Below are 13,833 nucleotides of genomic sequence, written 5' to 3'. Positions count from 1 at the left end.
GTTGCGTCCGTGCGGCATGGCGCATAGCCCGGCGATGGTTAATACGCAAGAGCGCGGTAGAGGAGCGCAATATGTGTGCCACAGATCCGAGGCGATGCCGGCGTGGTGCCGGCGACGCGAGGTGAGCCGGGCCCGGAGCGGGATTTCGTGCGGCCACGTAGAATCGGCGGCTTCGATCCTGGCCGAGGCGTGGCTGCCTGGCCGCCGGGCATGAGGCCGCCGGGATGGCCTGCACGCGAGCCCATACCGATTCCGCCGGACACCATTGCCTATGAACTTTCGCCGTCATCCCTTGGTTGCCTTGCTGTGCGCCTGCGCGCTGGCTTCGGCTGCCTCCTTTGCTTTGACCGGCGCGGCGCATGCCGCGAGCGCTAGCGAACCCGCCGCAATAGCCGCTGCCAGCGGCGCCGGTGCCGCTGCTGCCGCCGGCAACGACGGCCCCGCTTACGGCCCCGAACTGCAAGGTTTCGATTACCCGGAGCCGGTCGAACAGTTCGGCTTCACCTCGCAGGGCGTCGCGTTGCACATGGCTTACATGGATATCCAGCCGCAGCACGCGAACGGCCGCACGGCGGTGCTGCTGCACGGCAAGAATTTTTGCGCCGCCACGTGGGGGCCCACCATCCGGCGCCTGAGCGAAGCGGGTTATCGGGTGGTTGCGCCGGATCAGATCGGCTTTTGCAAATCGAGCAAGCCTGAGCACTATCAGTACAGCTTCCAGCAACTCGCGCGCAATACCCATGCGCTGCTCGAATCGCTCGGTGTGAGCCGCGCCACGCTGATCGGCCATTCGACCGGCGGCATGCTGGCGATCCGCTACGCGCTGATGTATCCGCAACAGACGCAGCAACTGGTGCTCGTGGACCCGATCGGTCTCGAGGACTGGAAGGCGAAGGGCGTGCCGTCGATATCCGTCGATCAATGGTATGAGCGCGAGTTGAAAACGAGCGCCGACAGCATCCGCCGCTACGAGCAGGCCACCTATTACGCGGGGCAGTGGCGCGCGGATTACGAGCCGTGGGTGCAGATGCTGGCGGGCATGTATCGCGGGCCGGGCAAGCAGATCGTGGCGTGGAATTCCGCGCTGCTATACGACATGATTTACACCCAGCCGGTGGTGTACGAACTCGGCCAACTGCAGATGCCCACGCTGCTGATGATCGGCCAGAAGGACACCACGGCGATCGGCAAGGATGCCGCGCCGCCCGAGGTGCGCGCGAAACTCGGTGACTATCCGCAGCTCGGCAAGGCAGCGGCGCAGGCGATTCCGCACGCGACGCTGGTCGAGTTCGCGGATCTGGGTCACGCGCCGCAGATGCAGGATCCGCAAGCGTTTCACAAGGCGCTGCTGGATGGGTTGGCGGCGTTGCCGGGCAATCCTTAAGCGGAGTGGGCGAGCGCCGCCTGGCCGTGGCACAGGACGGTGGCAGCCTCGCGGCGTCGCCCTTGCAAGCGCCGCTCAGCTTGATACGGCCTACTTGCCGCTCACAATCGCCTCGCGCACCTGCGCGGCGATTTCAAACGAGCGCAGCCGCGCCGCGTGATCGTAGATCTGCGCGGTCAGCATCAATTCGTCGGCGCCGGTCTGTTCGATCACGGATAGCAGTCCCGCCCGCACGGTCTCCGGATCGCCGATCACCGAGCACGCCAGCGAATGCGCGACGCTGTTCAGTTCCATCTCCGGCGCGTCGAGCCGGTCGACCGGCGGCTGCAACTGCCCCGGCGTGCCGCGGCGCAGATTGATGAACTGCTGCTGCAAGGACGTGAAGAGGCGCAGGGCGGCTTCGTTGGTATCGGCCGCGAACAGATTCACGCCGACCATCGCATAGGGCTTGTCGAGCGCCGCCGACGGACGGAACTGCGCGCGATACAGGCGCAGCGCGGTCAGCATATGGTCCGGCGCGAAGTGCGAAGCAAACGCGAACGGCAGGCCAAGCGCGGCCGCCAGTTGCGCGCTGAACAGCGACGAACCGAGCAGCCACAGCGGCACGTGCAGCCCCGCGCCTGGCACTGCGCGCACGCGTTGCCCCGCCACCGGGTCGGCGAAATAGCGCTGCAGCTCGACGACGTCGTCCGGGAACGAGTCCGCGCTGCCTTGCAGATCGCGACGCAAGGCCCGCGCCGTGGTCTGGTCGGTGCCGGGGGCGCGGCCGAGGCCCAAATCGATGCGATCGGGGTAGAGCGAGGCGAGCGTGCCGAACTGTTCGGCGATCACGAGCGGCGCGTGGTTCGGCAGCATCACGCCACCCGAACCGACGCGAATGGTCTTCGTGCCGCCGGCCACATAACCGATCACCACCGAGGTCGCCGCGCTGGCGATACCTGTCATGTTGTGATGCTCGGCGAGCCAGTAGCGCCGATAACCCCACTTTTCGGCGTGCTGGGCGAGATCGAGCGTGTGAGCGAACGCCTCTGCCGCGCTCGCGCCGGCGTTGATGGGGGAGAGGTCGAGAACCGAAAAAGGGATCATGGCAAATTCGTCCGAAGCCCTGCGCCGCCCGGTTCGCATGGAGCGAGGTGCTCGCACGCCGTAAGGCCGCCGACAGCAAAGGCAAAAGCGGATTGTGCCAAAGCGCGTTCATTCTCGCTGGCCGGCTGCACAAGTCCACATGCCCGGCAGGGTGTTGCGCGCCTTGGCAAGCGCCGCAAGCCGGGCTGGCTCTTCATATCAATACCCTGACGCTTTAAGCAATCCACGAAAGGACGACGTATTGCAATTGGCCGGACCGATTAGATCGTTCACGCCAAACACAGAATTATTGTCTGAATGTGACGATTATCCTCAGATCAACTACCGGGCAAATGCGAATGCAAAGAGTTAAGTGCCGTGGCAATAAAGCGCAGATCTGTCGAGTACACATTGCGAGCAAATTCATTCAGGCGCTGCTACAATTTTTGCGACTGGCAGCATGCTTGCAATAACCGTTCAGAGGCGCGCCAAGCCTGACGAAACCTGGTTTTCGCCGAGCTTGCGGCCGGGGCCGAGTCTCGCCTGTAAGCGGTGCATTAATTCTCCTAGTTTCGAGACGTTACGGCCGTTGGCAGAGGCGTGGGCAGATTAACGGCAGCAATTGGCGGTTGATCTCTGTCTGTTCACTTTCAATTATCTGTCATATTGCCGTTTGAATATTACCGGAAATTACGGTAAAGCCTTTGCGTGCGTTTTTCAGACAATTCGACTTCATGCGAGTCGATTGTTCTGCAGAAGGCAGAAGGAGTTCCGAACGTGCGAACGAGTGGATTTCTGTATCTGTGCGTCTTGTCGACGGATGCCGCCGGAGCCGCGCTGGTTGGATCGTGGGCAGCAGCGAACCGGAGCGCAGGCCAATGACGGTGCATTCGCTCTCTGCCATGGAGTGGCTGCTGGCGATGTTTTGCTGCGCCGCTACGGTCTATGCCGGCGTTGCCGCGGTGGCGATGCCGTTTTTCGGTAAACGCCCCGGCACGCGTCATGTGGGCTGGACTTCGGTGAGCGTGCTCAAGCCGCTGTGCGGGATCGAGCCGCGTCTGTACGAAAACCTCGTGACGTTCTGCGAGCAGGCGCATCCGTGCTTTCAACTGCTGTTTGGCGTGTCGTCCGCGGCCGATCCGGCAATTGCCGTGGTGCGGCGTTTGCAGGCCGCGTACCCGCAATGCGCGATTGAGCTCGTAGTGGATTCGCGCGTCCACGGCAGCAATCTGAAAGTGAGCAATCTGATCAACATGGCGCAGCGCGCGCGTCACGACGTGATTGTGCTGGCCGATAGCGATATCGCCGTCGGGCCGGATTACCTCGATACGGTCACGGCGCCGCTCGCCGACGCCGATACCGGCGTCGTCACCTGCCTCTACCGGGCGCAGAGCGTGGGTGGCTTCTGGCCGCGCGTGGGGGCGATGTTCATCAACGAATGGTTTGCGCCGTCGGTGCGCGTCGCGCATGCCGGCGGCTCGCGGCGCTTCGGTTTTGGCGCCACCCTGGCGTTGCGCCGGACGACGCTCGAGCACATCGGCGGCTTCGAAACACTCAAAGACTGTCTCGCCGACGACTACTGGTTGGCCGAACACGCGCGCACACTCGGCCTGAACACCGTATTGTCGCCGGTGCTGGTGGCCACCGACGTGATCGAGCCCACTTTCACCACATTGTGGCTACGCGAGATGCGCTGGTTGCGCACGATCCGCTCGGTGAATCCGTCGGGCTTCGCCTCGCTGGTCATCACATTTACCACGCCCTGGCTGCTGACCGGCGCATTGCTGGCGGCCGGGCTGAACAGCGGGTTTATCGGCGCAGGCAGCGGTGATCCGTTGATGTCGTTGCTGCTGTCGGTCAGCACCGGCGCTGGATTCATCGCACGCGTGCTGCTGCATGCGCGCAGCGCGCGCATTTCGCGCAGCTTCTGGCGCGATCTGCCGCTCGTGCCCTTGCGCGACACCTTGCTCGCGCTGCAATGGCTCGGTGCGGTATTCGGCTCGCACGTCGTGTGGCGCGGTGCGCGGATGCCGGTGGTCAATCGGGTCGCGCCGACGCAGACCTCGATTGTGGAGATGTCCGATCGTGGATAGCGTGGTTTGATCCGTTAGTAGTCTTTAGAATTAATGAAAATAGCCGGAGCAACACACATGAAAACCTTATTTCTGCAGGCTCCATCGTATGACGGTTTCGATGGCGGCGCGGGTTCGCGCTACCAGGCGAAGCGCGAGATCCGCTCCTTCTGGTATCCCACCTGGCTCGCGCAACCGGCGGCGCTGGTGCCCGGGAGCCGCGTGCTCGATGCGCCGGCGGATGGTTTGTCGGTGGACGCGGCGCTTGAAATCGCGCAGCAGTATGAGCTGGTGATCATTCATACCAGCACGCCGTCGTTTCCCACGGATGCGATGTTTGCGCAGGACCTGAAGGCGCGCAAGCCGTCGGTCATGATCGGCATGGTGGGCGCCAAGGTGGCCGTCGATCCGCACAATTCGCTTACGGCGAGCGACGCAATCGATTTCGTCTGCCGCGAGGAATTCGATTTCACCTGCCAGGAAGTCGCGGCAGGCAAACCGCTCGCGCAGATCCAGGGCCTGAGTTATCGCGCGGCGGATGGCTCGATCGAACACAACGAGGCACGTCCGATTCTCGAAGACATGGACGAACTGCCGTTCGTCGCGCCGGTCTATAAGCGTGACCTGAAGATCGGCAATTACTTTATCGGCTATCTGAAGCATCCGTATGTCTCGATCTACACGGGCCGCGGTTGCCGCTCGAAGTGCACGTTCTGTCTGTGGCCGCAGACGGTGGGCGGTCACCGCTACCGCACCCGCTCGGTGGAAAACGTACTGGAAGAAGTGAAGTGGATTCGCGACAACATGCCCGAAGTCAGGGAGATCATGTTCGACGACGACACCTTCACCGACTTTAAACCGCGCGTCGAAGAGATCGCCCGCGGCCTCGGCAAACTCGGCGTGACGTGGTCCTGCAATGCGAAAGCGAACGTGCCTTACGCGACGCTGAAGATCATGAAGGAAAACGGCCTGCGTCTGCTGCTGGTGGGCTATGAGTCGGGCGACGACCAGATCCTGCTGAACATCAAGAAAGGGCTGCGCACGGATATCGCGCGGCGTTTCAGCGAAGACTGCCGCAAGCTCGACATCAAGATTCACGGCACCTTCATTCTGGGGCTGCCGGGCGAGACCCAGGAGACGATCGAAAAGACCATCGAGTACGCCAGAGAGATCAATCCGCACACGATCCAGGTGTCGCTCGCCGCGCCGTATCCGGGTACGACGCTTTACCGGCAGGCGGTGGAAAACGGCTGGATGGAAGAGAACAAGGTCATCAATCTCGTCAGCAAGGAAGGCGTGCAGCTTGCTGCCATCGGTTATCCGCATCTTTCGCGCGAAGAGATTTATCACCATGTGGAGCGTTTTTATAAGCGCTTCTATTTCCGGCCCTCGAAAATCTGGGAGATTGTGCGCGAGATGCTGATGAGCTGGGACATGATGAAGCGGCGCCTGCGCGAAGGCGTCGAGTTCTTCCGGTTCCTGCGCGCTCACGAAGCATGATGCGGCGCGAGGCTCCGCTTTCGCAGCGGACGTTGATCATCACGGCGGACGATTTCGGCTTGCACGAGCGGGTCAACGAGGCCGTCGAGCGCGCCCATCTGCATGGCGTGCTCACGGCGGCGAGCCTGATGGTCGCCGCGCCTGCCGCGCGCGATGCCGTGGCGCGTGCGCGCCGGCTGCCGGACCTGCGCGTGGGCCTGCATCTGGTGTTAGCCGATGGCGCGGCGCTCCTGCCGCGCGAGGCGATTCCGGCACTGCTCGACGCGCATGGACGATTCGGCGACAACATGGTGCGCGACGGTGTGCGGTTTTTCTTTCTGCCGCAGGTTCGCAAACAGCTGGCTCTGGAAATTCGTGCGCAGTTCGAAGCATTTTCGAAAACCGGGCTGGCGCTCGATCACGTGAACACCCATAAGCATTTTCATCTGCATCCCACGGTGCTTGGCATGATTATCGAAATTGGCCGCGATTACGGCATGCGCGCAATGCGTCTGCCTTGCGAATCACGCGAGCCGTTCTGGTTGAAACCATGGATCGGCCTCGTGCGCGACCGCCTCGATCGGGAGGGCATTGCGCACAACGACTACGTGATCGGTATTGCCGATACTGGACGGATGACCGAAGGCGTGCTGCTCGATAGGTTGGCGCGCTTGCCCGACGGCGTGGGCGAAATCTACTGCCACCCGGCCGTGGAAGGCGAAGGTGCATTGACGCGAGGCATGCGCGATTACCGTCACGCGGACGAACTGGCCGCGCTGCTGTCGCCGCGCGTGCAAGCGGCGATCGAAGCGGCGGGCGCCACGCGCGGCGGCTTTGCCGATGTATTTCACATGACGCATGAGCGGCGCGTGCAGTCGTCATGAAGCGGCTGCAATGACGTCGAATTTTGCCAACGCGAAAGGCTTCAGTTTGACTTCATGCCGTGGCGTCTCGTCTAACCCCATAAATATCTTGTCTGCCGGCGGCCTCTATCCCACGCCCTGCAAACTAACACCCCGCACATCCACCCGAGCCGGCAACATCCTTTGCTCAAAAGCATGGTCGGCAACCCGCTGCAAAGCGGCAATATCAGCATCACTCACCGGCCGTTGCTTAAGCGCAGACCTGACGGTAATAACCCGAGCCGCCTCAATAGGCAGCCGGGTCAAGCCGGCATAGACCTGTGCATAAGCCTCGGGATGCTCCGCTCCCCACGCTCCGGCACGCTGAAACCGTTGCAAGGCATCACTCAGCGCCGGCCGTTTGGCCTGATCCGCCGCAGCCGCGCCGGACGCAGTGATGAACGCCAGCCCGGTATTGATACCCGTGCCGTCACGCAAGACCCGGGCGCCACGTTGCACCGCCGCGCCGTAATAAGGATCAAACGTTGCCCACACATCGAGCTGCCGCGACTCGAAAGCGGCAAACGCATCGACGGGCAGCACGAACCGTACATTCACATCATCAGGCTTGAGTCCCGCCTCGGCGAGCGCGCCATACAGTTGGTACTGCGAAATACTTCCACGTGCTGACGAAACCACCACCGTCTTACCCTTCAGATCCGCAACATGCCGCAACGGCGAATCCGCCTGCACGACAATGCCGAGTGAGCTAGCCGTCCCCACCCGCGTCGCGACGATTTTCAAGGACGGATCGCCGATCGCCGCAGCCAGCACGGGCAAATCGCCAGCCGGCGCGAGGTCCACGGCATTGGCGCGCTGCGCTTCGAACAGCGGCGCTGCTCCCTGAAAGTTAGCCCAGCGAAACGGATAGGGCGCACCGTCGAGTGCATGGGCCGCTTCAGCCAGTGCGCGCAAACCGCCTGCCTGATCTCCAAACACCAGTTCCGGGGCAGCCGCATGCGCGTTCTCCGCGCCCAGCCATGCAGCGGCGGGCGCCACACTGCACGCGGCGAGGGTCCGCAAAATCCGGCGGCGGTCGGGGCGAAAGGCAGTCATCGGGCATGGTTCCACGAGAAGGGAGGATCGACGAGAACACCGCGGCGTTGTCTTAACCGGCAACGCGCCGCAGCGAAGCGAGATTAGCAATCGCCCCCGCCCGTCACAAACATGCAATTACGATATCTTTATCGACTATCAATATTTAACGAACGCATGTTGCAGTGCTACCTTTGATGCTCGCCTGACGCCCCGTCATGGGTGTCGCCGCCGGATCGTGCCCTGTGCCCACCGGCGTTCTGTCGATCATCTGGGAGACACATCGTGGCAGTCGAATTCATCGGCATGATCCAGACCCGCAAGGTCTCGGAAACGCACGCGCCGCAAGGTCCGGCAATCGATATCGGTTATGTGGAGCAGTTTGCGCGCGCTCACGAGGATGCGGGTTTCGACCGCGTGCTCGTGCCGCATCATTCCACGAGTCCGGACGCGCTGTTGACTGTCGCGCACGCGGCCAGCGTCACGCAGCGCGTGCATTTCATGCTCGCGCACCGGCCGGGGTTCGTCGCGCCGACGCTGGCCGCGCGTCAGTTGGCCACGCTCGATCACTACTCGGGCGGCCGGCTCGCCGTGCACATCATTTCCGGCGGTGACGACGCCGAGCAGCGCCGCGATGGCGATTACCTGTCGCACGACGAGCGCTACGCCCGCACCGACGAGTACGTGTCGATCCTGCGTCGCATCTGGACCTCGGACACGCCGTTCGATCATGAGGGTAAATACTATCGCTTCGAACGCGGTTTCTCGGAAGTAAAGCCGGTGCAGCAGCCGCATATTCCGGTGTATTTCGGCGGGGCGTCGGCGCCCGCGCTCGAAATTGCCGGCCGTCACGCGGATGTCTACGCGCTATGGGGCGAATCGAAGGCCCAGGTGCGCGAGCAGGTGACGCGGGTGCGCGCCGAAGCCGCCAGACATGGCCGCACGGTGCGATTCTCGGTGTCGTTCCGGCCGATTCTGGCCGACACGGAGGCCGCGGCGTGGGAACGCGCCGAGCATATTCTCGAAGAGACGAAGCGCTTGCGCGCCGCCCAGGGGCTCGGCGTCGGCGGACCGGCGCAGAGCGAAGGCGCGCGCCGCTTGCTGGCGGCGGCCGGTACGGCGGATCGCGCGGATGAGCGGTTGTGGACCGCGATTGCGAAGGAAATCGGCGGCCGCTCGAATTCGACCGCGCTGGTGGGCACACCGGACCAGGTGGCGGATACGCTCGCTGAGTACTATGCTCTGGGCGTAAGCACTTTCCTGATTCGCGGTTTCGATCCGCTCGAAGATGCGATCGACTATGGCCGCGCCCTGATTCCCGCGACACGCGAACGCATCGCGCTCGGCGCGCGCGCGGCAGCCTGAACGGAGTGATGATGACGGATTTATCCCTGACGCTCGCCCATCCCGCGGATGCTTTGACCTCGCAGACGCAACCCTCGCCGCTGCAAGCGCCCGTGCAACGGCATGTGCCGCTGCGCAAATACTGGTTCGACGAAGTCCCGCCGCGTGCGAGCGTCGCTGACGAACGCCGCTACCGGCAGGAGCGTCTGGCCGTCGCGTTTCGCCTGTTCGCGCGCTACGGCTTCGATCAGGGGCTCGCGGGCCACATCACGGCACGCGATCCGGAGTGGCCCGACCACTTTTGGGTCAACCCGTTCGGCAAGCATTTCGGCCGCATTCGCATTTCCGATCTGCTGCTGGTGAATGCGCAAGGCGAGATCGTGGTGGGCGACGGACCCGTGAATCAGGCGGCTTTCGCCATCCATGCCGCGATTCACGAAGCGCGGCCGGACGTGGTGGCCGCCGCGCACACGCATTCGCTGTACGGCAAGGCATGGTCGACGCTCGGTCGCACGCTTGACCCGCTGACCCAGGATTCGTGCGCGTTCTATCAGGACCACAGCTTGTTCGACGATTTTCGCGGCGTCGTGCTCGACACTGACGAGGGCGCGCGCATTGCCGCGGCGTTGGGCAATAACAAGGCCGTGATCCTGAAGAATCACGGCATTCTCACGGCGGGTCCGACCGTCGAAGCGGCGGCGTGGTGGTACATCGCGCTGGACAACGCGTGTCACGCGCAATTGCTCGCGGAAGCGGCGGGTAAGCCGCAATCCATTCCTCATGAGATTGCCTCGCTTACCCACGAGCAGGTGGGACGTGCCGGCGGCGCATTGTTTGCGTTTCAAAGCCTGATGGAAGGGCTGGTCGAAGCGGAGCCGGATGTTTTCGACTGAGCCCCCCGCGAGCGGCGGCAGTTTTCTTCATGCGGCCTTCGTGCCGACGCTGCAGCATACGTGCGTGGGGCATGGACCTGAACAGATAAACCCGCTGGCGGCTGCCGTAGGGTGTGCCGCCCAAGCCGCCACGCTGCGCATTGCGGGCCTTGCGCCGCACGCGTCGCGTCATACGCCGGACCGCCGGTAATCAAAATTCCGGCGTGGATCCCTTGACCTGGCCAGGCGCCATGGCGGCGCGCACGCTGCGCCGCGTCCCTCGACTTCCGACTCCTCAATCACACCATGAGCCAAATCTCGCGGCCGGACCGCTTGCGCACCTTCATCGGGCAAATCGCCACCCTGCTCGATGATGCGGCCCCCGAAGCCGATCTGCTTCAAAAGGGCGGCGCGCATCTATCCGACCTGATCGCACACGACGACTGGTTGCCCGACGCTTACGCACGCCCCGACCCCACGCGCTATCAGCAATACCTGCTGCACGTCGACTCGCGTCAGCGCTTTTCCGTCGTGAGTTTCGTTTGGGGCCCCGGGCAGGCCACGCCGGTGCACGACCACACCGTCTGGGGCCTGATCGGCGTGCTACGCGGCGCGGAAATCGCCCAGCCCTATGAGCTGGATGCACGAGGCACGTTGATTGCTTCACATACTGCGAGGCGGCTCGAAACCGGTGCCGTCGATGCCGTATCGCCGCGCATTGGCGACATCCATCGTGTCAGCAATGCTTACGAAGACCGCGTGTCGATCAGCATTCACGTTTATGGTGCAAATATCGGCGCGGTGTCGCGCTCGGTTTATGCCGAGCACGGCGGCCGCAAGGGATTTATCTCCGGGTACTCGAACGACGTGTTGCCGAATATCTGGAATGTATCGAAGGAGATTGCCATCTCATGACCGTTGCAACTGAATTCCGTACCCGTTCATTCGAAGACGTGCGCCGCGCACTGCTCGAGCGCCGCGAAATCGCGCTGCTCGACGTGCGCGAGGAAGACCCGCACGCGCGCAGCCATCCGTTGTTCGCGGCGAATCTGCCGTTATCGAAACTTGAACTTGAAGCGCCGACGCGCCTGCCGCGCCGCAGCGTCCCGATTGTTGTGTTCGACGACGGCGAAGGGCTCGCCGTGCGTGCGGCAAACCGCTTCGTCGAACTGGGCTATACCGATGTCTCGCTGCTCGCCGGCGGCTTGCGCGGCTGGGCCGAGGCCGGTGGCGAACTGTTTCAGGACGTCAACGCGCCGAGCAAGGCGTTCGGCGAACTGGTGGAAAGCGAGCGGCACACCCCTTCGCTCGAAGCGCCGCAAGTGCAGGCCTTGCTCGACGCCGAAGCGAACGTGGTGGTGCTCGACGCGCGCCGCTTCGACGAATATCAGACCATGAACATCCCCGGCAGCGTCAGCGTGCCGGGCGCGGAACTGGTGTTGCGGGCGCGGCAACTGGCGCCGGATCCGGCGACGCAGATCGTCGTCAATTGCGCGGGGCGCACGCGCAGCATCATCGGCGCGCAATCGTTGATCAATGCGGGTGTGCCGAATCCCGTCGCCGCGTTACGTAACGGCACGATCGGCTGGACGCTGGCAGGGCAGTCGCTGGCGCATGGCAGTGCGAAACGTTTCGATCCGGTCGCCGACCACGCAGTGCGCGCCACCGCGGCGGCATCGGCGCGCGCAGTAGCCGATCGCGCGGAAGTGGGCCGTACCTCGCGTGACGAAGCGCGCCGCTGGGCTGAGGAAGCGGTGCGCACCATCTACCGTTTCGACGTGCGCACGCCGCAGGAATATCAGGCGAGCCACGTGCCGGGGTTTCGCAGCGCGCCAGGCGGTCAGCTTGTTCAGGAGACCGATATATTCGCGCCGGTGCGCGGCGCCCGCGTGATTCTCGCGGATAGCGACGGCGTGCGTGCCAACATGACGGCTTCGTGGCTCGCGCAGATGAACGTCGAGGTGTACGTGATCGACGGCCTGACGCCTGCGGATTTCACGGAAGAGGGCGCCGTGCCGGTGGTGCGAAACGCGGTGCCGCCGCCAGCTGTCGAAGAAATTTCGGCGGCGGCGCTGGCTAGCTTGTTGCAAGCGCCCGGCACCGTCGTGCTGGATTTCACGGCGAGCGCCAACTACGTCAAGCAGCATATTCCCGGGGCATGGTGGGCGTTGCGCGGTCAACTGGCCGACGCATTGCCCAGCCTGCCGGATGCCGAGCGGTATGTCGTGACCTGCTGGACGAGCGCCCTTGCGCGTTTCGCGGCGCCGGATCTGGCCGCGTTGACCGGCAAGCCGGTGCAGGTGCTGACGGGCGGCACGACGGCATGGATTGCGGCCGGGCTGCCTGTCGAGAGCGGCGAGACGCATCTCGCTTCGCCGCGCATCGATCGTTACCGCCGTCCTTATGAGGGCATGGATAACGCCCATGAAGCGATGCAGGCATATCTCGACTGGGAATACGGACTCGTCGCGCAGCTGGCGCGTGACGGAACCCATGGGTTTCATGTGATCTAAGGGGCACGGCGCGGCGTCGCGGGTGAGCCAGCAACGCGTTTATGTAGAGGTGAAGTGAGAAGGGCGCAGCCGCGAACGCGGTGGCTGCGCCCTTTGCATTTGGCATTTACGCCGCGTGCTGCTGCAGTTGCACTGCCTTGAATTGCTGTTCCACCGCCGCCCCGAAGCGTTCCACCGGCTGTTGCAATTTGCCGAGCACGCGCGGATGCACGAGCCAGATATCGGTCAGCGGTTTGAAATCGCTGAGCGTGAGCACGTCCAGTTTGGCCTCGTGACGGCTCGCTTGCAGCAAGGGTAGTGGCACCAGACCGAGCCCGTTGCCATCGGCGACGAGCTGCAGTTGCAATTCCGTGCCGAGCGTCTCCAGATTCAGTTTCAATGCGAGACCCTGGCCGGTTAGTGCGCGCTGCAGGCCCTCACGAAAGCCACAGCCATCGGGATTGAGCACCCAGCCAATCGACTGGCATTCCGCCAGCGCATGCACGCGCTTTTTCAGCACGCCTTTGGGCGCGACCACCGCGAGCTTGACGCGTCCCAGCGAGCGCGCGGCAAGCGATTCGGCGAAGCTCTTGTTGGCCGGCAGCAGGATGGCGGCGGCATCGAGTTCGCCCGCTTCGACCCGTTGCAGCAACTGGCTGCCCCAGCCGCTCGACGCGCTCGGCTGCAGGTCGGGATAGGCGGCGCGCAACTCGCGCATTGCGTCGGCGAGGGCGATGTCGGCGATTGTCTGCGCGACGCCGAGACGCAGCGCGCCGACGGGCGGCGTGTCGTTCGCGACCAACTCGCGTAGCACGCCGATCTCGCGCTGGATCACGCGGCACTGCTCATAGACGACGCGCCCCGTCGCCGTGGCTCGCAACGGACGCGTATTGCGATCGAGCAGTTCCACGCCGAGGGCTTCCTCGAAATTCTGCAGCCGGCGCGTGATGGCCGGTTGTGTGAGCCCGAGCGCCTGCGCCGCCTGTTGCAGCGACTGGGCGCGAATGACGGCGACGTAGGCTTCGATATCGTCGATCTTCATGATGAGCGATGAGGTAAGAGGGCCGCGGTTGTGCCAAATGAGGTGCCAAATAAGGCGCCACGTAGCGCTCAAGTAAGGTGCCAAATAAGGCAGCAAATAAAACGGCCCGTAGGCGTGCGTTCGATGATACCTGCAATAGCCGCCGC

General features: G+C 63.7%; 11 protein-coding genes. 8 read left to right on the top strand and 3 right to left on the bottom strand.

Translation table 11 applies throughout. From position 1 onward, the window contains the following. Window positions 1-271: 271 nt before the first annotated feature. Complete coding sequence (locus FQ755_RS11630; protein WP_144154191.1) at window positions 272-1,384, top strand: alpha/beta fold hydrolase; 1,113 nt, start codon at window positions 272-274, stop codon at window positions 1,382-1,384. Window positions 1,385-1,474: 90 nt separating this feature from the next. Here FQ755_RS11630 and FQ755_RS11625 read toward each other — a convergent pair whose 3' ends face one another. Further along, complete coding sequence (locus FQ755_RS11625; RefSeq protein ID WP_144154189.1) at window positions 1,475-2,470, bottom strand: LLM class flavin-dependent oxidoreductase; 996 nt, start codon at window positions 2,468-2,470, stop codon at window positions 1,475-1,477. Between the two features lie 857 nt (window positions 2,471-3,327). On the opposite strand from FQ755_RS11625, the gene hpnI reads away from it, so the two are divergent. Genes hpnI through hpnK form a run of 3 tightly spaced genes read left to right on the top strand, consistent with a single transcriptional unit; the run spans window position 3,328 to window position 6,884 of the window. Then, window positions 3,328-4,542 carry a bacteriohopanetetrol glucosamine biosynthesis glycosyltransferase HpnI gene (hpnI, locus tag FQ755_RS11620; RefSeq protein WP_144154187.1) on the top strand — a complete coding sequence of 405 codons (1,215 nt, stop codon included), beginning with the start codon at window positions 3,328-3,330 and terminating at the stop codon, window positions 4,540-4,542. Between the two features lie 33 nt (window positions 4,543-4,575). Further along, a complete protein-coding gene (gene hpnJ / locus FQ755_RS11615; RefSeq protein WP_409937391.1) occupies window positions 4,576-6,021 on the top strand; it encodes a hopanoid biosynthesis associated radical SAM protein HpnJ in 1,446 nt (481 codons plus the stop codon). Beyond that, a complete protein-coding gene (gene hpnK / locus FQ755_RS11610; protein WP_144154183.1) occupies window positions 6,018-6,884 on the top strand; it encodes a hopanoid biosynthesis-associated protein HpnK in 867 nt (288 codons plus the stop codon). Before hpnJ ends, hpnK begins: the two co-directional genes overlap by 4 nt. Window positions 6,885-6,989: 105 nt before the next feature. Here the strand turns inward: hpnK and FQ755_RS11605 are convergent, their stop codons facing one another. Continuing rightward, on the bottom strand, window positions 6,990-7,958 hold the full coding sequence (locus FQ755_RS11605; RefSeq protein ID WP_144154181.1) for an ABC transporter substrate-binding protein: 969 nt from the start codon (window positions 7,956-7,958) through the stop codon (window positions 6,990-6,992). A 264-nt stretch (window positions 7,959-8,222) separates the two neighbouring features. On the opposite strand from FQ755_RS11605, the gene FQ755_RS11600 reads away from it, so the two are divergent. The 4 genes from FQ755_RS11600 (at window position 8,223) to FQ755_RS11585 (ending at window position 12,666) form a co-directional block, all read left to right on the top strand. Further along, a complete protein-coding gene (locus FQ755_RS11600; protein WP_144154179.1) occupies window positions 8,223-9,302 on the top strand; it encodes an LLM class flavin-dependent oxidoreductase in 1,080 nt (359 codons plus the stop codon). An 11-nt stretch (window positions 9,303-9,313) separates the two neighbouring features. Next, window positions 9,314-10,174, top strand: a complete 861-nt coding sequence (locus FQ755_RS11595) for a class II aldolase/adducin family protein (protein ID WP_260858503.1) — start codon at window positions 9,314-9,316, stop codon at window positions 10,172-10,174. Window positions 10,175-10,459: 285 nt separating this feature from the next. Further along, window positions 10,460-11,068, top strand: coding sequence for a cysteine dioxygenase (locus tag FQ755_RS11590; RefSeq protein WP_144154177.1), 609 nt, complete (start codon window positions 10,460-10,462; stop codon window positions 11,066-11,068). Further along, window positions 11,065-12,666, top strand: a complete 1,602-nt coding sequence (locus FQ755_RS11585; protein WP_144154175.1) for a rhodanese-related sulfurtransferase — start codon at window positions 11,065-11,067, stop codon at window positions 12,664-12,666. Before FQ755_RS11590 ends, FQ755_RS11585 begins: the two co-directional genes overlap by 4 nt. A gap of 106 nt (window positions 12,667-12,772) precedes the next feature. On the opposite strand, the gene FQ755_RS11580 is transcribed toward FQ755_RS11585, so the two are convergent. Beyond that, window positions 12,773-13,687, bottom strand: coding sequence for a LysR family transcriptional regulator (locus FQ755_RS11580; RefSeq protein WP_144154173.1), 915 nt, complete (start codon window positions 13,685-13,687; stop codon window positions 12,773-12,775). Between the last annotated feature and the right edge of the window lie 146 nt (window positions 13,688-13,833).

The organism is Paraburkholderia sp. BCC1885 (assembly GCF_900996235.1).
Taxonomy (GTDB): domain Bacteria; phylum Pseudomonadota; class Gammaproteobacteria; order Burkholderiales; family Burkholderiaceae; genus Paraburkholderia.
Note: the sequence above shows the minus strand (reverse complement) of the source record. Positions and strands in the feature narration are given on the sequence as shown.